At 72.5% G+C, this 17,632-nt stretch carries 19 protein-coding genes and 1 tRNA gene; 11 read left to right on the top strand and 9 right to left on the bottom strand.

Going from position 1 to position 17,632, the window contains the following annotated elements; translation table 11 throughout:
* Nucleotides 1-205: 205 nt before the first annotated feature.
* From AB0C35_RS35145 to AB0C35_RS35130, 4 genes are all read right to left on the bottom strand, one after another.
* On the bottom strand, nucleotides 206-757 hold the full coding sequence (locus AB0C35_RS35145; protein WP_358465826.1) for a hypothetical protein: 552 nt from the start codon (nucleotides 755-757) through the stop codon (nucleotides 206-208).
* Between the two features lies 1 nt (nucleotide 758).
* Nucleotides 759-1,373: a DUF6286 domain-containing protein gene (locus AB0C35_RS35140; protein ID WP_358465824.1), complete on the bottom strand. Its 615-nt coding sequence runs from the start codon at nucleotides 1,371-1,373 to the stop codon at nucleotides 759-761.
* 144 nt (nucleotides 1,374-1,517) lie between these two features.
* The gene (purU, locus tag AB0C35_RS35135; RefSeq protein ID WP_358465822.1) at nucleotides 1,518-2,366 is read right to left on the bottom strand and encodes a formyltetrahydrofolate deformylase; all 849 of its coding nucleotides are present in this window, start codon (nucleotides 2,364-2,366) and stop codon (nucleotides 1,518-1,520) included.
* A gap of 166 nt (nucleotides 2,367-2,532) precedes the next feature.
* Nucleotides 2,533-3,690, bottom strand: a complete 1,158-nt coding sequence (locus AB0C35_RS35130) for an epoxide hydrolase family protein (protein ID WP_358465820.1) — start codon at nucleotides 3,688-3,690, stop codon at nucleotides 2,533-2,535.
* Between the two features lie 97 nt (nucleotides 3,691-3,787).
* On the opposite strand from AB0C35_RS35130, the gene AB0C35_RS35125 reads away from it, so the two are divergent.
* From AB0C35_RS35125 to AB0C35_RS35100, 6 genes are all read left to right on the top strand, one after another.
* The gene (locus AB0C35_RS35125; RefSeq protein ID WP_358465818.1) at nucleotides 3,788-4,921 is read left to right on the top strand and encodes a winged helix DNA-binding domain-containing protein; all 1,134 of its coding nucleotides are present in this window, start codon (nucleotides 3,788-3,790) and stop codon (nucleotides 4,919-4,921) included.
* Between the two features lie 34 nt (nucleotides 4,922-4,955).
* Nucleotides 4,956-5,888, top strand: coding sequence for a PHB depolymerase family esterase (locus AB0C35_RS35120; protein ID WP_358465816.1), 933 nt, complete (start codon nucleotides 4,956-4,958; stop codon nucleotides 5,886-5,888).
* A 55-nt stretch (nucleotides 5,889-5,943) separates the two neighbouring features.
* Nucleotides 5,944-7,128 (top strand): amino acid deaminase/aldolase, encoded by a 1,185-nt coding sequence (locus tag AB0C35_RS35115; RefSeq protein ID WP_358465814.1) that lies wholly within the window; start codon nucleotides 5,944-5,946, stop codon nucleotides 7,126-7,128.
* Nucleotides 7,129-7,436: 308 nt separating this feature from the next.
* Nucleotides 7,437-8,114 (top strand): SIMPL domain-containing protein, encoded by a 678-nt coding sequence (locus AB0C35_RS35110; protein ID WP_358465812.1) that lies wholly within the window; start codon nucleotides 7,437-7,439, stop codon nucleotides 8,112-8,114.
* Complete coding sequence (locus tag AB0C35_RS35105) at nucleotides 8,111-9,382, top strand: glycoside hydrolase family 4 (RefSeq protein ID WP_358465810.1); 1,272 nt, start codon at nucleotides 8,111-8,113, stop codon at nucleotides 9,380-9,382. Before AB0C35_RS35110 ends, AB0C35_RS35105 begins: the two co-directional genes overlap by 4 nt.
* A 36-nt stretch (nucleotides 9,383-9,418) precedes the next feature.
* Entirely contained in the window at nucleotides 9,419-9,730 is a 312-nt protein-coding gene (locus AB0C35_RS35100; protein WP_358465808.1) for a zf-HC2 domain-containing protein, read from the top strand.
* On the opposite strand, the gene AB0C35_RS35095 is transcribed toward AB0C35_RS35100, so the two are convergent.
* The gene (locus tag AB0C35_RS35095; protein ID WP_358465806.1) at nucleotides 9,681-10,007 is read right to left on the bottom strand and encodes a DUF3618 domain-containing protein; all 327 of its coding nucleotides are present in this window, start codon (nucleotides 10,005-10,007) and stop codon (nucleotides 9,681-9,683) included. The two genes, AB0C35_RS35100 and AB0C35_RS35095, sit on opposite strands and share 50 nt — an antisense overlap.
* Nucleotides 10,008-10,145: 138 nt before the next feature.
* On the opposite strand from AB0C35_RS35095, the gene bcp reads away from it, so the two are divergent.
* The gene (gene bcp / locus AB0C35_RS35090; RefSeq protein ID WP_358465804.1) at nucleotides 10,146-10,613 is read left to right on the top strand and encodes a thioredoxin-dependent thiol peroxidase; all 468 of its coding nucleotides are present in this window, start codon (nucleotides 10,146-10,148) and stop codon (nucleotides 10,611-10,613) included.
* Nucleotides 10,614-10,670: 57 nt separating this feature from the next.
* Here bcp and AB0C35_RS35085 read toward each other — a convergent pair.
* A tRNA-Leu gene (locus AB0C35_RS35085) sits at nucleotides 10,671-10,755 on the bottom strand.
* On the bottom strand, nucleotides 10,718-12,304 hold the full coding sequence (locus tag AB0C35_RS35080; protein ID WP_358465802.1) for an MFS transporter: 1,587 nt from the start codon (nucleotides 12,302-12,304) through the stop codon (nucleotides 10,718-10,720). The genes AB0C35_RS35085 and AB0C35_RS35080 overlap by 38 nt, the downstream gene beginning before the upstream one ends.
* A gap of 79 nt (nucleotides 12,305-12,383) precedes the next feature.
* On the opposite strand from AB0C35_RS35080, the gene AB0C35_RS35075 reads away from it, so the two are divergent.
* The 4 genes from AB0C35_RS35075 to AB0C35_RS35060 all read left to right on the top strand — a co-directional run bounded on the left by AB0C35_RS35075 (nucleotide 12,384) and on the right by AB0C35_RS35060 (nucleotide 16,120).
* The gene (locus AB0C35_RS35075; protein WP_358465800.1) at nucleotides 12,384-13,043 is read left to right on the top strand and encodes a TetR family transcriptional regulator; all 660 of its coding nucleotides are present in this window, start codon (nucleotides 12,384-12,386) and stop codon (nucleotides 13,041-13,043) included.
* A 161-nt stretch (nucleotides 13,044-13,204) separates the two neighbouring features.
* Nucleotides 13,205-14,173: a sensor histidine kinase gene (locus AB0C35_RS35070; RefSeq protein WP_358465798.1), complete on the top strand. Its 969-nt coding sequence runs from the start codon at nucleotides 13,205-13,207 to the stop codon at nucleotides 14,171-14,173.
* A gap of 79 nt (nucleotides 14,174-14,252) precedes the next feature.
* A complete protein-coding gene (locus AB0C35_RS35065) occupies nucleotides 14,253-15,179 on the top strand; it encodes an MEDS domain-containing protein (protein WP_358465796.1) in 927 nt (308 codons plus the stop codon).
* Nucleotides 15,179-16,120 (top strand): sensor histidine kinase, encoded by a 942-nt coding sequence (locus AB0C35_RS35060; protein WP_358465794.1) that lies wholly within the window; start codon nucleotides 15,179-15,181, stop codon nucleotides 16,118-16,120. Before AB0C35_RS35065 ends, AB0C35_RS35060 begins: the two co-directional genes overlap by 1 nt.
* A gap of 175 nt (nucleotides 16,121-16,295) precedes the next feature.
* Here the strand turns inward: AB0C35_RS35060 and rdgB are convergent, their stop codons facing one another.
* Nucleotides 16,296-16,913, bottom strand: coding sequence for an RdgB/HAM1 family non-canonical purine NTP pyrophosphatase (rdgB, locus tag AB0C35_RS35055; RefSeq protein WP_358465792.1), 618 nt, complete (start codon nucleotides 16,911-16,913; stop codon nucleotides 16,296-16,298).
* Nucleotides 16,910-17,629, bottom strand: a complete 720-nt coding sequence (rph, locus tag AB0C35_RS35050; protein ID WP_358465790.1) for a ribonuclease PH — start codon at nucleotides 17,627-17,629, stop codon at nucleotides 16,910-16,912. The genes rdgB and rph overlap by 4 nt, the downstream gene beginning before the upstream one ends.
* Between the last annotated feature and the right edge of the window lie 3 nt (nucleotides 17,630-17,632).

Genomic DNA, 17,632 nt, shown 5'->3' with positions numbered 1-17,632 from the left:
GCATTCCGTCCCCCGCCGACCGCTCGCCTCCGACCTCTGCGGCTCCTCCCGAGCGCAGGCGCCCGCCGTGTGCATGTGCCCGCTCCGCCGGCACATGGGCGTCTGCCCAGGGCGCGGGCGCCCGTCCGGAAGTCCGCGCCCCTACGGGCAAGGACTCCCGGACGGGCGCCGCCCCGTTGGCCCGCGCCCGGCCGGGCGGTCCGCGTCAGGCGGCCTCGGGTTGCGGGCGGCGTCTCCCGGGACGCGGCAGGTCGGGGCGGAAGCGGATCACCACCGGCAGGTCGGGCATGCCGACGGCGCGGCGGTAGCGTTCGACCGGGCCCGCGCCCAGTTCCCCGTAGACCTCGCCGACCAGGGTGTCGCCGGCGCAGGCGACCTTCAGCAGCAGCCGGGGCCTGTCCGCGGTGCCGGTGAGCCGGACCCGGGTGCCGTGGACGCCGGGCAGCTCGCGCGCGGCCCGGACCAGGTCGCCGGCGGCGGCCCTGGCGCGGTCGCGGGTCTGCCTGTCGACGTCCGGCCACCACTGGTGGACGGCGTACCGGGCCTGGACGACCAGCCACAGCTGACCGGCGAGCGCCAGGATCTCCGCGACGCCGGCGGCCGCCGGCAGGAACCAGCCGTGGTCGCCGGCGAACCGGGCCAGGGCGGGGTCGAGCAGCGGACGCTCCGCCGCGCCGAACGCGCCGAGGCCGGCGGCGAGCGCCGTGGCGCCGCACGCGAACAGCACCGCCCCGACCACCGCGATCGCGATCTTCATCTCAGTCCCTCCGCCAGCCGAGCCGGACGTCGACCTGGGGCCGGTGCATCGGCTCGATCCGGTCCAGCCGTGCGTCGACCGCGAGGTGGACGAGGTCCGCGAGGTTCGCCGGGTTGCGGTAGCCGGTGACGGCCCGGACGACGAGACCCCTGCGGAACAGGCCCGGGCCCCGGACCCGGGCGCTGTCGATTCCGGGGACGCCGAGCGCCGCGTCCGCGACCGTGCGGCGCAGGGCGGCCCGTCCGATGACGCCGGCCTGGCGCGGGTCGGAGCCGTCCAGCGGGACGCCCCGCAGGCGGCCGGGCAGCGCGGCCAGCAGGAACGCGAGGCCGAGGAAGGCGATCGCGCCGGACCCCAGCAGGACGTCCGGGTCCCGCCAGGAGAGCCGCCGCAGCGCGTCCGCGACCACGGCGACGCCCGGCACCGGGTGGACGCCGGAGCCGAGCGCGGCGGCCAGCAGCTCGATGGCGGCGACCCCGCCGGCGACGGTCACCAGCAGCGCTGCGGCGACCCCGGCGAACGCGCGGCGCGGCCGGAACTCGCGGACGGCGAGCCGCCGCGCCTGCCGTCTGCTCTGCGCCTCCTCGATCAGGTCCTTGACCAGCGTCTCCGTCATGGCCACCCCCGTGAGCCAATCGGCACGTCCGACATCGTCACCCATGGTGAGGCATTGTCACGTGGAGTGAAACACGCCATGCCGACATCTCACGCGTTCGCCTGACCGAACGCGCCGGCCGGCGGACCGGTCAGCGGAAACCGGTCAGCGGAAGACGACCGTCCGGTCCCCGTTGAGCAGGACGCGGTGCTCGGAGTGCCAGCGGACCGCGCGGGCGAGGGCGAGGCACTCGACGTCGCGTCCCACGGCCACCAGCTCCTCCGGGCTGTGGGTGTGGTCGACGCGCGCGACCTCCTGCTCGATGATCGGGCCCTCGTCCAGGTCGGCGGTGACGTAGTGGGCGGTGGCGCCGATCAGCTTCACGCCGCGCGCGTGCGCCTGGTGGTAGGGGCGGGCGCCCTTGAAGCTCGGCAGGAACGAGTGGTGGATGTTGATGATCGCGCCGGGCAGCTTGGCGCAGAAGTCGTCGGAGAGGATCTGCATGTACCGGGCGAGGACGACGAGGTCGGCGCGGTAGTGCTCGACCAGCGTCAGGATCTCCGCCTCCTGCGCGGCCTTGCCGCCGGACCCGACCGGGAGATGGTGGTAGTCGATCCCGTACGACTGGGTGAGGGGCCGCAGGTCGGGATGGTTGGACGCGACCGCGACGATGTCGATGTCGAGCAGCCCCGACCGCGTCCGGTAGAGCAGGTCGTTCAGGCAGTGCCCGCCCTTCGACACCATGATCAGGACGCGCGGGCGGTCGGCCAGCGCGTCCAGGCGCCACTGCAGCCCCAGCTCGGGCACCAGGGACGCGAACGCGCCGCGCAGCTCGTCCGGGTCGGTGTCGTCCAGGACCGCGAACTGCACCCGCATGAAGAAGGTGCCGGAGTCCGCGTCGCCGAACTGCTGGCTCTCCAGGATGTTGCAGCCGCGCTCGGCCAGCAGCCCCGAGACAGCGGCGACGATGCCGGGCCGGTCCGGGCAAGACAGGGTCAGCACATATTCGTTCAACGGTCTCACTCTTGTCGCGGTCGGGACGGGGCGGGCCCTGGCGCGACGCGGCAGCTCAGGGCGGGTCGCTTCGAGCTTACGCGCCGGCCGCCCGTCCCGCCGCAGTCCCGGCCGAGACGGGCGGGCGGCGTGTCCCGCGCCGGGACGCGCCGCTCGCCGCCGGCGTTCAGCCGAGCTTGCGGTAGAAGTCGCGGATGTCGCCCACGAGGAGGTCGGGGGCGTCGTGGGCGGACCAGTGGCTTCCCCGGTCGAACTCGCTCCAGTGGACGATGTTGCGGTGGTCGCGCTCGGCGAAGCGGCGCAGCGGCCGGAAGTCGAACGCGAACGAGGCCAGCCCGATCGGGAACGTGGTGGGCTCGGTGGCCTTCTCCTCGTGCGCGTTCTCGTAGTAGAAGCGGGCCGAGGACGCCGCGGTGTTGGTCAGCCAGTAGATCGTGGCGTTGGTCAGGACGACGTCCGGGTCGGGGACGCCGCCGAGGAGCTGGCCGATCCAGGCGAGCTGCCCGGACGGCGAGTCGGCGAGGGCGTGCGCGAGGGTCTGCGGCTGGGCCTGCTGGGCGCGGTCGTGGATGGCATGCTCGACGAAGCCCTGGAGGAACTGCAGGTACTGCATGTCCTCGGGGGTGAGGCCCTCGAACTCGGCGGGGTCGCCGGAGGGGAACGAGAAGATCTGGTTGACGTGGACGCCGATGACCGCTTCGGCGTGGCGGCGTCCGATCTCGGGGCTGACGATGGCGCCGGCGTCGTTGCCGTGCGCGCCGTAGCGCTCGTAGCCGAGGCGGCGCATCAGCTCGTGCCAGGCGTCGGCGGTGCGGGCAGCGCCCCAGCCCTTCTCGCGGGTGTGGCCGGAGAAGCCGAACCCGGGCAGGGACGGGATCACGACGTGGAACGCGTCGGACGGGTCGCCGCCGTGGGCGCGCGGGTCGGTGAGCGGGCCGATGAGGTCGAGGTACTCGACGAAGGTGTTGGGCCAGCCGTGGGTGAGGATCAGCGGCGTCGCGCCCGGCTCGGGCGAGCGCACGTGGACGAAGTGGATGAGCTGGCCGTCGATCTCGGTGGTGAACTGCGGGAAGCCGTTGATCTTGGCCTCCCAGGCGCGCCAGTCGTAGGTCTCGCGCCAGCGGGCGACCAGGTCGCGGACGAACGAGACCGGGACGCCGTACTCCCAGCCCGGCTGGACGGGCCCGGACGGCTGCCCCGTCGTGACCTGGTCCTCCGGCAGCTCGTCGGCCCAGCGGACGCGGGCGAGCCTGCTCTGGAGGTCGTCCAGATCGGCCTGCGGCACATCGACGCGGAACGGCGTGATCTCGGTGTTCTCCCCCATGGGCTGCCCCCTTTAGTGTGGTTTGTACTGCTTCAGTCTACCAGAACGGAATGATCCGTTCTACACATGTCCGGCCGCGGGCGCGAGAATGACCCGCATGACAGAGCGACTCTCCCGGCGCGCCCTGAACCGCGCCACGCTGGCCCGGCAACTCCTCCTCGCACGGGCGGACATGCCCGTCGTCGAGGCCGTCGAACGGCTCGCCGGGCTTCAGGCGCAGACCCCGCACACCTGGTACATCGGGCTGGGGAGCCGGCTCGACGGGATCACGCCGGAGGACGTGTCGGAGCTGCTCGCCGAACGCCGGATCGTCCGGCTCGCGTTGATGCGGTCCACGATCCACCTGGTCAGCGCGCGGGACGCGCTGTGGTTGCGGCCGCTGATCCAGCCCGTCCTCGACCGGGACCTGTTCCGCAACTTCACGCACGCGAAGCCGGTCGAGGGGCTCGACATGGACGAGCTGGTCGCCGCCGCCCGGCCGTTCCTGGAGGAGAAGCCGCTGACCGGCAAGCAGCTCGGCGAACTGCTGGCCGAGCACGGGCGCAAGGCGGGCTGGGGCGACCGCCCCGGAGCGTCGCTCGCCTACGCGGCGCGCAACCGGATGGCGCTGGTGCAGGTCCCGCCGCGCGGCATGTGGGGGCGCAGCGGCCCGATCGCGCACACGACCGCCGAGGCGTGGCTCGGGCGGCCCCTCGCTGGGGACGCGTCGCCGGAGGAGATGATCCTGCGCCACCTGGCCGCGTTCGGGCCGGCGAGCGTGATGGACGTGCAGACCTGGTCGGGGCTCACCAGGCTCAAGGAGGTGATGGAGCGGCTGCGTCCGCGCCTGGTCGCGTTCGAGGACGAGAACGGGCGCGAGCTGTTCGATCTGCCGGATGCGCCGCGTCCCGACCCGGACACGCCCGCCCCGCCGCGCCTGCTGTACGACTTCGACAACCTGCTGCTCTCCCACGCCGACCGCGGCCGGGTCGTCACCGGCCGCTTCGAGGCGCAGAACTACCGGGTCCGGCGGCCGGTCCCGAGCATCGTCCTCGTGGACGGTTTCACCGCGGGCGAGTGGACGCTGGAGACCAGGCGCGGCGAGGCCGTGCTGACGATCCGGACCTACGACGAGCTGTCATCGGGCGACGCGGAGGCACTGGAGGCGGAGGCTCACCGGATGATCGGCTTCGCGGCCGCGGGGGCCGAGACCCGTGAGGTGAGGATCACCCCGATCACTACTGATGAGTAGTTTGTGGTCGCGCTTTGAGGTTAGTTTTGCTTCCATGCGGCGATTCCTGCTCGTGGTTCTGGCGGTCACCCTCGTCCTCGCGGGCTGCACGAACGAGACCGGCGGGGGCGCGGGCGGGGAGGGCGAACGGCCGGCGAAGGTGGACGGGATCCCCACCTCGGAGGGCACGCATAAGCAGAAGATCGACGTGGGGACGATCGGGCACCGCGAATTCCTGCTGCACGTCCCGTCCAAGGTGACCGGCGGCACGTGGAAGGACGGCAAGCCCGCCGACCCGCCCGCGCTGGTCATCGCCCTGCACGGCGGTCTCGCCACCATGGGCAAGATGGAGGACCTGTCCGGCTTCAACCGGCTGTCGGACGAGAACGGCTTCCTCGTCGCCTACCCGAACGGCGTCATGACGACGTGGAACGCGGGCGACTGCTGCGGCGCGGCGAAGATCGGCAACGTGGACGACGTCGGGTTCCTGACCAAGCTCATCGACAAGCTCACCGGCGCCGGGCTGGCCGACCCGGGCCGCGTCTACGTCACCGGGTTCTCCAACGGCGCCGGGATGGCGTACCGGATGGCCTGCGAGAAGCCCGGGAAGGTCGCCGCGATCGGGGTCGTGGAGGGGGCGCTGGTGACCGAGTGCGATCCCGGCCGGCCCGTCTCGGCGATGATCTTCCACGGGACGGCGGACCGCAGCGTGCCCTTCAACGGCGGCGGGAACCGCGACTTCAACGACCGGCGGCCGTTCCCGCCCGTGTCGAAGGCGGTCGACTTCTGGCGCCGGGTCGCCGGGCTTCCCGAACCGAGCAGGCCGGTGAAGGCGCTGACCGACGACACCGTGTGCGAGAGCACCGGCAAGGGGGGCGAGGGCGTCGCGGTGGCCTTCTGCAAGATCGAGGGCGGCGGCCACCAGTGGCCGGACAGGGCGAGCGCGATGCTCTGGGAATTCTTCGCCTCCCATCCGCGCGGCGGCTGATCGACGTTACGTGAGAGGTTTTCACATTCGCCGGTAATATGGCAGTCTGGCCAGCATGAACCTCCGGGACCGCTATGACGCCGCGACGGCCGGGATCGAGGCGCCGTTCGCCGTCGTCGACCTGGCGGCCTTCCGCGCCAACGCCGCCGGCCTCGTCCGCCGCGCCGCCGGTAAGCCGATCCGCGTGGCCAGCAAGTCGGTGCGCTGCCGGGCGCTGCTGGAGGACGTCCTCGCCATGGACGGCTTCGCGGGGATCATGGCGTTCACCCTCCCCGAGGCGCTCTGGCTGGCCGCCGAGGGCGTCAGCGACGACATCCTCGTCGCCTACCCCACCGCCGACCGGACGGCCATCGCCGCGCTGGCCGCCGACCCCGCCGCCTCCCGCGCCGTCACGCTCATGGTGGACTCCCCCGAGCACCTCGACCTGATCGAGTCGGCCGCCGGCGACCGCACGGTCCGCGTCTGCATCGACATCGACGCCTCCTACCGCCCCCTGGCCGGACGGGTCCGCATCGGCGCGCTGCGCTCCCCGCTGCGCACCCCCGCCCAGGTCTGCGCGTTCACCGAGCGGATCCTCAAGCGCCCCTCGCTCGAACTCGCCGGGCTCATGGCCTACGAGTCGCAGATCGCCGGCGTCGGGGACGTCCCCCCGGGACGCCCCGCGCGGGGCCGCGTCATCCGCACCATGCAGCAGCGGTCCCGGATCGAGCTGGCCCGCCGCCGCGCCGCGATCGTCCGCGCCGTCCGCGAGCTCACCGACCTGGAGTTCGTCAACGGCGGCGGCACCGGCAGCGTCGAGAAGACCGCCGCCGAGCGCGCGGTCACCGAGGTCGCCGCCGGCTCCGGCCTCTACCAGCCGCACCTGTTCGACCAGTACTCCAACTTCAGCGGACGTCCCGCCGCGCTGTTCGCCCTGCCGGTCGTCCGGCGCCCCGCACCCGGCGTCGCGACCTGCCTCGGCGGCGGCTACCTCGCCTCCGGCCCCGCCGACGCCGTCCGGCTGCCCCAGCCGTACCTGCCGACCGGCCTGTCCTACGACGTCAACGAGGGCGCCGGTGAGGTGCAGACACCGCTGCTCGGCCGCTCCGCCGACCTGCTGTCCATCGGCGACCGCGTCTGGTTCCGGCACACCAAGGCGGGCGAACTGTGCGAACGGTTCGCCGCGCTACACCTGATCGACGACGACCGAGTAGTCCGGACCGTCCCGACCTACCGAGGCGAGGGCCGAACTTTCCTGTGAAGGGGGGCGACCCCCTTCGACCCCCGGACGAGCCGGTCGATCCTCACGACACGGTCCCGGTCGTCATGACCGTGCAGGCCGGCGACGTGTCGCTGCGGTCGCCCGGCTCGACGTTTCTGTGAAGGGGGGCGACCCCCTTCGACCCCCGGGCGAGCCGGTCGATCCTCACGACACGGTTTCGGTCGTCATGACCGTGCAGGCCGGTGTCGTGTCGCTGCGGTCGCCCGGCTCGGCGGATCGTGCGACCTGCGCTCGCTGCGCTCGCTCCGGCCGCACGATCCGTGCTCCGGTGGCTTAGGTTGGGTCGTATGAGCGACGCTCCCATGATCAGTGTTCGCGGTGAGGCGGTGGTGGAGGCCGAACCGGAGATCGCGCGGCTGTCGGTGCACGTCCAGTCGCAGGAGTCCGACCGGCGCGCGGCCCTCGGCAGGCTCACCGAGCGCAACCAGCGCTGCCTCGACCTGGTCAAGTCCTACGGCGAGGCCGTGGAGAAGCTGGAGACGGGTGGGCTGTCGATCACGCCGCTGCTGAAGTACAAGCGGCGCGAAGGGGACATCCGCGCCTACCGCGGCACCGTCTGGATCAAGATCACGGTCGCGGATTTCGGGGTGCTCGGCGAGCTCGTCACCCGGCTCGGCGACCTGGAGCGCACCTACGTGGACGGCCCCGAATGGGAGCTGCGGCGCGACAGCGAGGTGTACAGGCGGGCCGCGCGGCAGGCCGCCCACGAGGCCGTCGAACGCGCCCGCAGCTACGCCGAGGCGCTCGGGTCCCGGCTCACCGGCCTGGTCGAGCTGTCGGACGAGGGGCTCGGCCGGCCCCAGGACGCGGGCGGTCCCGTCACGCTGGCCGCCGCGTACGGGCGGGGTCTCGGCGACGCGCCCGACGAGCCCGAGCCGATCGACCTGGAGCCCGCGACGCAGATCGTCCGCGCGGCCGTCGAGGCCCGCTTCACCGTGTCGCCGCCGGACCTGGAGCCCCGGTGAAGATCGCGATCATCGGGGCGGGCAGCGGCTACATGCCCGGCGTGATCCGGGGCCTGCTGCACCGCGCCGGCGACCTGGCGGGCACGGAGGTGTCCTGCTACGACATCGACACCGCGCACCTGGTCGTCATGACGCGGCTGGCGCGCAACATGTTCGCCGCGCGGGACGCCGCGATCACCGTCTCCGCGCACACCGACCTCAAGGCCGCGCTGGACGGCGCCTCCTACGTCTTCACGACGTTCCGTCCCGGCGGTCTCGCCGCCCGTCACCTGGACGAGTCGATCCCCCTCAAGCACGGCGTCGTGGGGCAGGAGACGGCCGGGCCGGGCGGATTCCTGATGGCGCTGCGCTCCGTTCCCGTCCTGCTGGAGATCGCGTCCGCCGCCGGCCCGGACGCCTGGATCGTCAACTACACCAACCCCACGAACGTCGTCACCGACGCCGTCGCCCGCACCACCGGCGCGCGCATCATCGGGCTGTGCGACCAGGCCATCGGCGACACCGAGATGTGGGCCGACCTGCTGGGCCTCCCGTCCGACGGGCTGGAGGCCGACTGGACCGGCCTCAACCACGCCACCTGGGCGCAGCGGCTCCGGCTCGACGGCCACGACCTCGACGTCCCGCTGCTGCTGGACGACCTGAAGGTCCCCGGCGGCGGTGCGACGCCGTGGCGCGACCCGTCCCGCATGGCCGAACTCGCCAAGACCCTCGGTTTCCTACCGAACTCCTACGCGAAGTACTACTTCTTCCACGACGACGTCGTCGTGGAACTGCGCAAGAAGGGCACGACCCGCGCGCAAGACATCCTCGCCATGCTCCCCGCCTACTACGAGCAGGTCACCGCCGAATCCGGGAAGGCCGACCCGAACCCGTCCCGCGAGCGCGGCGGGGGCGAGCACGGCGAGTTCGCCGTGGACGTCATCTGCGCCCTGCACCGCGACGAGGGCCGCCGGATGATCGTCAACACCCGCAACAACGGCGCGATCCCGTCCCTGGACCCGGACGCGATCGTCGAGGTCCCGTCACTCGTCGGACGTTCCGGTCCGGTCCCGCTGACGATGGGCCCGCTCCCCGGGCCGGTGCGCGGTCTCACCCAGGCGATCCACGCTTACGAGCGGCTCGCGTCCGACGCCGCCGTCACCGGCGACCGCCGGACCGCCCTGCAGGCCCTGATGGCGCACCCGTTCATCCGGAGCAAGCACACCGCCGAGAAGATCCTCGACGAGGGCCTGGCCGCCCACCGCGAGCACCTCCCCCAGTTCACCTGACTGAACGGGACGGGCCCCGGACCCGTACTCCATGGTGTGGGAGGAACGGATTGCGGGGAGTACCGCATCGGCCTCGGCGTCTATGCCCTCGGACGGCTGCCCGGCGCCGAGGCCGACGAGTTGTCGGCGCATCTGCGGGACTGCCCGCAGTGCCGCGCCGAGCTCGCCGAACTGCGCGTCGTCGCCGAACTCCTCGCCCGCGGCTTCCCGCAGCGCCCCGCCCCCGGACGAAGAGGCGGCGTCACGACGCGAAAAGGCGCCGGCCGCAGACCGCGGACCGGCGCCTCACTGACGGGGCTCAGCGGCGTTTGCGCCTACGGTTCAAGAGGACCAGGGCGGTCACGGTGACGGCGACCCCGACACCGGCCAGCACCAGGCGCTTGTCGAGCCCGCCGCCCCCGGCCTCCTCGTCGTCGACGGCCTTGCCGTCCGCGGACGGACGCACCATCGCGCCGACGGCCCTGGCGACCTGACCCGCCTCCTCCTTCAGCCGCTCGGCGCCCCGCTTGGCGGCCTTCCTCGGATGGACCCGGTCGGAGAGTTCGTCGACGTTGCGGGCGAGCTCCTGGACGTTGCGCTCTATGTACTTCTCCAGCCCTTCCGGGTCGCTGGGCCTGTCAGCCATGCCGTGTCCTTATCGTGTGGGGCGAGACCATGTCCTGCGAAGCATGATCCGAACAGTCTGGCAGGTCTTCCCACCGAACGCCCGGCGTACCCCGGACGGTACGGTTGGAGCCACCATCCGAGCGAAAGGCGGGCCAGGGTGTCCGAGCGGCTGCAGCCGGGCGACGTCGCCCCCGATTTCGAGCTTCCCGACGCCGACGCGTCCCCGGTGTCGCTGTCCTCGCTGCGCGGGAAGCGCGTGATCCTCTACTTCTACCCGGCGGCCATGACGCCCGGCTGCACGAAGGAGTCGGTCGACTTCGAGAGCAGCCTCGGCGACCTGGAGGCCGCCGGGGTCACCGTCGTCGGCGTCTCCCCCGACAAGCCGGCCAAGCTGGCGAAGTTCCGGGAGAAGGAGGGCCTGACCTTCCCGCTGCTGTCCGACCCGGACGCCGAGGTCCTGAAGTCCTACGGCGCGTACGGGGAGAAGAAGCTGTACGGCAAGGTCGTCGTCGGCGTGATCCGCTCCACCTTCCTCATCGACGCCGACGGCAAGATCGAGAAGGCGTACTACAACGTGAAGGCCACCGGCCACGTGGAGCGCCTCCGCCGCGACCTCGGGCTCTAGCCCGCCGCACGTGAAGAACCGGCCCGCTCGGTGCGGGCCGGTTCGCCGCGGTCAGGGTGCGGGCGGGGGGATTCGAACCCCCACGGTGTCGCCACCAACAGGACCTAAACCTGCCGCGTATACCTGATTTCGCCACGCCCGCCGGTGCCGTCAGGAAGCGCGTTCAGCTTAGCGTTCTGATCGGCGGGCCCGGCAATGGATTTGCCCGCTCCGGAGCGGTGCGCGCGGGACAGGGCCGCTACGGCGACGGCCGTGACGGCCAGGGCGATCGACGCGGTCAGCATCGCCGACTGGACGCCGTCCGCGAACGCCGCTCGTGCCTGCTCCGCGACCTGGGGGCCGGCCCTCAGCGCCAGCGCGAGGGACGACTCCGCCCGCTCCGCGACCGGGCCGGGCAGCCCCTCGGTGTTCAGGTTCGCGCGGTAGCCGGACTGGAGGAGGCTGCCGAGGACGGCGATGCCGAGCGCACCGCCGAGTTCCCTCGCCAGGTCGTTCATCGCGGAGCCGACACCCTGCTTGTCCTGCGGAAGCGCGTCGGTGATCGCGGCCGTCGCGGGGGTCATGGCCAGTCCCATGCCGGCGCCGAGCGGGAGCAGGCCCGTCAGCAGGAGCCAGTACGAGCTGGTCTCGTCCAGCCGGGAGAGGATCAGCAGCGCGACGCTCACCAGGAGCAGGCCGGCGGTGATGACCCGGGGCGCGCCGAGCTTGGCGGCGAGCCGCGGCGCGACGCCGCGGGCGAACGGCATCATCGTGAGCGCCATCGGCAGCAGCATGAGCGCCCCGACCAGCGCACTCTCGTCCTTCACGAGCTGCAGGTACTGCAGGACGATGAAGATGAACCCGAAGAAGGCGAAGAACTGCAGGGTGATCGACAGCGCGCCCGCGGAGAACGGCCGGATGCGGAACAGCCTCGGGTCCAGCAGCGGGTTCGGCCGCTTCAGCTCCCAGCCGACGAAGCCCGCGAGGATGACGATCCCGGCGGCCAGTCCGCCCAGGGTCCGCACGCTCGTCCAGCCCTCCGTGGGCGCCTCGATGATGGAGTAGACGCCGATCCCCAGCCCGGCGACGGTGATGGCGGCGCCGGTCAGGTCGAGCCTGGGCGCGTCCGGGTCGGCGGACTCGGGGACGACCGCGAGGGTCGCGACGAGCGCGATCACCGCGAGCACGACGTTCAGCACGAAGACCGACCGCCACGACCACGCCTCCAGCAGCGCGCCCGAGGCGAGCAGCCCGAAGATCGCGCTGGCGCCGGCGACGCCCGCCCACGCCCCGACCGCGCGGGTGCGCTGCTCCGCCGGGAACGTCGACGTGATCGTCGACAGCGTCGCGGGCATGACCAGGGCGGCGCCGACGCCGAGGACCCCGCGCATCGCGATCAGCCAGTTCGGGTCGCTGGCCAGCGCCGCAGCGGCCGAGCCCGCGCCGAACACGATGAGCCCGGCGGCGAGGGCGCGGCGGCGCCCGTACCGGTCGCCGACGGCGCCGCCGAGCAGCAGCAGCGCGGCGAAGACGAGCGCATAGGCGTCGATGATCCACGCCAGTTCCGTCTGGCCCGCGCGGGTGTCGCGGGCGATGGACGGTATCGCGGTGTTGAGAGACGCCACGGCGGACACGACCGTGGCGAGGGACAGCATCACGGTCGGCAGCACCGCGCGATGGACGGTCCCGCCTCCGGCTGAACGGGCGGCCATGGTGAGCCTCCTTGGACGACGTGCTCGGTTTCTGTTCGCTCACCCCGAATCTGGCCGCCGCCCCGGCTATATTTCAACCATGATGAATAAATCCGCGGCCGCCCGCGGCCGGCGGCGCGGCAGCCCCGACACCCGCGAGGAGATCCTCGCGGTGGCCCGCCGCCGGTTCCTCGCCGACGGCTACGGGCCCGTCACGATGCGCTCCATCGCCGCCGAGGCCGGTGTGGACGCCGCGCTGATCAGCTACTTCTTCGGATCGAAGAAGGGCCTGTTCGGCGCGGTGCTCGGGCTGATCGCCAATCCGCCGGAGGTGCTCGCGGGCGCCCTGCCCGGCGATCCCGCGGCGCTGCCCGAACGCGTCCTGCGCGCCCTTCTGACCGCGTGGGACGACCCGGAGCGGGGCCGCCCGCTGGTGCTGATGGTCCGGGCCGCGGTCCAGGACCCCGAACTCGCCCGGCTGGTGCGCGACATCGTCGAGAACGAGCTGATCGGCCGCATCGCCGACCACGTCGGCGGCCCCGATGTCCGGAACCGCACCGGCGTGTTCGGCGCGCAGCTCGCCGGCGTGATCTTCGCGCGCTACATCCTCGGCGTGGAACCCGTCACGTCGATGCCGCGCGATGAATTAATCGCCCGGCTCACACCCGGGCTCCGCGCCGTCCTGTACGGACCTCCGCGCCGGGCCCTGCCCCGGCCGGCGGACACGGCCGCCCGTGCGGCACGCGGCCGGGCCGGATAAGGGACAGGCCCGCACCGGGATTGCGGACAGCGGCGCCGCGATTCCGACGGCATCATTTGAAAAACGCTCTCGGCAGGCCGGGGGCGGGCGGCCTAGGCTTGACGGGTCAGGCCGTCGACACAGTCGGTGACGCCATGATCACAAGCTCGCCGGGGACCGTCGTGAACGCTCCATTCACGCATCGTCTGCTGCCCTACGACGGCGCGGACCAGTTCCTCGACGGCGCCCTCCCCTTCCTGCTGGACGGGCTGGACGCCGGTGACCGCGTCCTCGCCGTCTGCGGGACGGGGCAGGAGATGCTGCTGCGCGACGCGCTCGGCCCGGCCGACGCCGGCGTCGAGTTCAGCGAACCGTCCGCCTGGTACGCGCACCCGGCGCGGACCCTCGCGGACTGCCTGAGCGAGGCCGACGAAACCGCCCGGCGGGGACGCCGGCTGCGCGTCCTCGGGGAGCCGGCGTGGACGGCGCGGTCCCCGATGGAGATCGCCGAATGGCAGCGGACCGAGGCCGTCATCAACATCGCGTTCCGCGGCACCGGCGCGGCGCTCATGTGCCCGTACTCGGCGACGCTCCCGGCGGGCATCGTCGCGGCGGCCCGCAAGACCCACCCCGAGACCGTGCGCGGCGGGCGGTCGCTGCCCAACCCCGGATACCTGGAGCCGTGGACCTACTGCGCTCAGTGCGACCGCGAGCCGCTGCCGCCTCCGCCGGCCGACGCCGACACCCTGAAGATCGACAAGGCCGACCTGTACTGGCTACGCGCGTACGTCACCGAGTACGCGCGGCAGACGCCGCTGGCGGAGGAGGACCTCCAGCGGCTCCTCGTCGCGGTCACGGAGGCCGTCACCAACGCCATGCGCCACGGCGAGCCGCCCATCGTCCTGCGCATGTGGACGGAGACGTCCGGCGGCGACCCCGCCTTCGTCTGCGAGGTCGCCGACGAAGGACGGTGGGCCCCCGGCACCGGGTACGGGCTGATCCCGCCGCGACCCACGGGCACCGCGTCGGGAAGCCGGTTCGGGCTGTGGGCGGTGCGGCTGCTGTGCTCCACCGTGCAGATCAGGACGGGCGACGGCGGCAGCGTCGTCCGGCTGAGGATCGCGCTCCCCGTCCCCGCGAACGGAGAGTGAGGGCTTCCATGCGTTGGGCTTCCAAAACCTTCCGGGCGGCGTACGCTGGACGAATCATCGACCTCGATGGGCAGGCCCCATGATCAGCGAACGGGAGACCCCCTGGTTCGCCAAGCGTCCCGTCAGCGACGTGCGGCCGGGCGATCACGGCTGGCTGGCCTACAGCGGCTTCGAGGAGCGCGACCGGGTCATCGGGCCGTTCGTCCAGGAGGCCCTGCGGACCAACGAGAAGGTCGTGTACGTGACCGACGCCCCGGCCGAGCGGCTTCCCGGCCTCGGCCCGAGGCACCGCATCGACCTGGACGCCTACGGCAGGACGGGCCAGCTGCGGGTGATCTCCCGGCGGGACGCCTGCCTCGACCGGCGGGGCGAGTTCGAGCCTTCCATGATGCTCGACACCCTCGCCCGCGAGGTCGACGAGGCGTTCGACCAGGGTTTCCGCGCCGTGCGCATCACCACCGACTACAGCTGGCTGGTGAACCGTCCCGGCCCGCCCGACCTCGGCCGGATGCTGGGCTGCGAGCACCGGGTGGGCGACGCGGTGTCCCCGAGCACGATGGCCATGGCGATCTGCCAGATCGACCGCCACGCGTGCCCGCGCGACGAGCTCAACGCCCTCCGCGACACACACGAGGTCCTCGTGGAAGTGAACCCCGAATTCGATGACGGGATCCTGAAGATAGTGCGCACGTTCGAACCCGACGGACTGCGGGTCGAGGGCGAGCTGGACGCCGCCCGGCACGCCGTGTTCGCCGAGAAGCTCGCCCAGGTGAGCGGCGACCGGCGCCGCGTCCACCTCGATCTGTCCCGGCTCGGCTTCATCGACCTCGGCGGCCTGCACCTGCTGGCCCGGCACGCGACCGGGCTGCCCGCCGGCGAGCCGCTGGTCCTCGACCATCTGGCGCCCGATGTGGAGAACGTCATCGAGATGGTCGGCTGGCACCGGCTGCCGGGCCTCGCCCGCGGCGGCGAACGGACGCTCCCGGACACGAAGGGCAGCACCTGATGGCGTTGGAGCACAAGGCGTTCCTGTACCGCGGAATCGACGACTTCCTGTCGGTCACCGTGCCGTACCTCCAATCCGGGCTGGAGAAGGACCAGGCCGTCATCGCCGTGGTCCGCGAACCCAACCTGACCGCACTCAAGGACGTCCTCCCGGCCCGCGACACGCCCATCCAGTACTTCGACTCGGCCGAGTTCTACCGGCATCCCGTCCACACCCTGCGCGACTACCAGACCGTCGTGAAGCAGAGCCGGCCACGCAGCCTGTGCGCACTCGCCGAACCCGTCTGGGACGGCTGGGACGAGCGGCAGACCCTGGAATGGATCCGCTACGAGTCCCTCATCAACGTGGTGTTCGGGAGTTCGGGGGCACGGGCGCTGTGCCCCTACGACACCACGACCCTGCCGCCCGGAATCGTCGCGGAGGCCAGACGGACCCACCCGCTTCTGCTGGCCCCCGGACACCACGACGGCCCGAGCCCCGAGTACGTCGACCCGGAGACGTTCGGGTCCGGCTGCGATCGCGGCCTGCGCTTCGACCGCCCCCGCGACGCCGAGTACCTTCCCATCGAAGGCGACGACCTGCACGCGCTGCGGACGTTCATCGGCGAACGCGCCGACAAGCACGGCCTGGCCCAGCAGCCCGCGCGCAACCTCGTCACGGCCGCCAACGAGGTCGCGGCCAACGCGCTGCAGCACGGCACACCGCCGATCGGCCTCTGGACATGGCAGGACGGCGGCGACCTCGTCTGCGAAATCGGCGACCACGGATTCTGGCGCCCCGGCCCGCTCACGGGCTTCATCCCACCGGACACGGCCCTCCAGCCCGGCTTCGGCCTGTGGACCGTCCGCCTCCTCGTCGACCTGATGGAACTCCGAGCAGGCTGGGACGGCACCTTCGTCCGACTGCGTGTTCATTGCAGTTCCCCTGGCGCCGGGCGCTAGAGCGCCCTCCTTCGGCGGGAACTGCGGTGCGATCGCTGCATCGCTCCGGCTCGCCTTGCGGCTCGCTGCGCGATCAGGTTTCTCGCAGGCTCGAAACCTGCCTTCGGTCGCGATCGCGTATCTCTAGGTTGTTGACGGCTGAGGCAGGGGCTGAGGCGGCGGGGGCTCGGCGGGCTCAGGCCGACTCCGCGGCCACGGCGGCGGGGACGAGGGCGGCGAGGGCGCGGAAGGCCTTGCCGCGGTGGCTGATGGCGTCCTTCTCGTCGGGGGTCATCTCGGCGGTCGTGCGGGACTCGCCGTCCGGGACGAAGATCGGGTCGTAGCCGAAGCCGCCGGTGCCGCGCGGCTCGCGGATCAGGGCGCCGCGCATCCGTCCCTCGACGCGGTGCTCCGCGCCGCCCGGGACGACCAGGACGGCCGCGCACACGAACGCCGCACCGCGCCGCCCGTCGGCGACGTCGGCGATCTGGTCGAGGACGAGCTGCAGGTTGGCGGCGTCGCGGTCGCCGGTGGCGGCGCCGAACCGGCCCGACCAGCGGGCCGACAGGACGCCCGGCATCCCGTTCAGGGCGTCCACGCACAGGCCGGAGTCGTCGGAGACGGCGGGCAGGCCGGTGAACTCGGCGATCGCGCGTGCCTTCAGCAGCGCGTTGCCCTCGAACGTCAGCTCCGTCTCGGGCACGTCGGGGGCGCCGGGGAACGCGTCGAGGCCGGTGACCTCAAGGCCGCCGAGGATCCGGTGCAGCTCGGCGATCTTGCCAGGGTTGTGGGTCGCCAGGACGATCCGCGTCATCGGGCGAGGGCCTCCGCCTGGAGCCGGGTCAGCTCGGCGCAGCCGCCGGCCGCGAGGTCGAGCAGCGCGTCCAGTTCGGAGCGGTCGAACGGGGTGCCCTCGGCGGTGCCCTGCACCTCGACGAACCGGCCGTCGCCGGTGCAGACCACGTTCATGTCGGTGCCGGCGGCGGAGTCCTCCTCGTAGCACAGGTCGAGGCGGGCCTCGCCGTCCACGACGCCGACGCTGATCGCCGACACGGAGGTGATGAGCGGGTCGCCCTTGAGCAGCTTGCGCTCGCGCATCCAGCTCACCGCGTCGGCCAGCGCCACGTACGCGCCGGTGATCGCGGCGGTGCGGGTGCCGCCATCGGCCTGCAGGACGTCGCAGTCGAGCTGGACGGTGTTCTCGCCGAGCGCCTTGAAGTCGAGGCACGCGCGGACGGAGCGGCCGATCAGCCGGGAGATCTCGTGGGTGCGCCCGCCGATCCGGCCCTTCACGGACTCGCGGTCGTTGCGGGTGTTGGTGGCGCGGGGCAGCATCGCGTACTCGGCGGTGACCCAGCCGAGGCCGCTGTCGCGCCGCCAGCGCGGCACCGAGTCCTGAACGGACGCGGCGCACAGCACTCGTGTCGCGCCGAACTCGACCAGCACCGACCCCTCCGCGTGGTCGAGCCATCCGCGCTGGATGCGGACGGGACGGAGCTGGTCGGACGCGCGGTCATCGGGGCGAGGCATGCA

This window comes from Spirillospora sp. NPDC048819 (assembly GCF_040650055.1).
Lineage (GTDB): Bacteria > Actinomycetota > Actinomycetes > Streptosporangiales > Streptosporangiaceae > Spirillospora.
This window is presented reverse-complemented; position numbering and strand designations above follow the sequence as displayed.

Coding starts and splice junctions, on each gene's coding strand:
- AB0C35_RS35120 (WP_358465816.1), top strand. CDS start 4,956: ATGCGGCGATTCCTGCTCGTGGTTCTGGCGGTCACCCTCGTCCTCGCG.
- AB0C35_RS35075 (WP_358465800.1), top strand. CDS start 12,384: ATGATGAATAAATCCGCGGCCGCCCGCGGCCGGCGGCGCGGCAGCCCC.
- rdgB (WP_358465792.1), bottom strand. CDS start 16,913: ATGACGCGGATCGTCCTGGCGACCCACAACCCTGGCAAGATCGCCGAG.
- AB0C35_RS35080 (WP_358465802.1), bottom strand. CDS start 12,304: ATGGCCGCCCGTTCAGCCGGAGGCGGGACCGTCCATCGCGCGGTGCTG.
- AB0C35_RS35060 (WP_358465794.1), top strand. CDS start 15,179: ATGGCGTTGGAGCACAAGGCGTTCCTGTACCGCGGAATCGACGACTTC.
- AB0C35_RS35140 (WP_358465824.1), bottom strand. CDS start 1,373: ATGACGGAGACGCTGGTCAAGGACCTGATCGAGGAGGCGCAGAGCAGA.
- rph (WP_358465790.1), bottom strand. CDS start 17,629: ATGCCTCGCCCCGATGACCGCGCGTCCGACCAGCTCCGTCCCGTCCGC.
- AB0C35_RS35110 (WP_358465812.1), top strand. CDS start 7,437: ATGAGCGACGCTCCCATGATCAGTGTTCGCGGTGAGGCGGTGGTGGAG.
- AB0C35_RS35125 (WP_358465818.1), top strand. CDS start 3,788: ATGACAGAGCGACTCTCCCGGCGCGCCCTGAACCGCGCCACGCTGGCC.
- AB0C35_RS35145 (WP_358465826.1), bottom strand. CDS start 757: ATGAAGATCGCGATCGCGGTGGTCGGGGCGGTGCTGTTCGCGTGCGGC.
- AB0C35_RS35065 (WP_358465796.1), top strand. CDS start 14,253: ATGATCAGCGAACGGGAGACCCCCTGGTTCGCCAAGCGTCCCGTCAGC.
- AB0C35_RS35130 (WP_358465820.1), bottom strand. CDS start 3,690: ATGGGGGAGAACACCGAGATCACGCCGTTCCGCGTCGATGTGCCGCAG.
- AB0C35_RS35095 (WP_358465806.1), bottom strand. CDS start 10,007: ATGGCTGACAGGCCCAGCGACCCGGAAGGGCTGGAGAAGTACATAGAG.
- AB0C35_RS35115 (WP_358465814.1), top strand. CDS start 5,944: ATGAACCTCCGGGACCGCTATGACGCCGCGACGGCCGGGATCGAGGCG.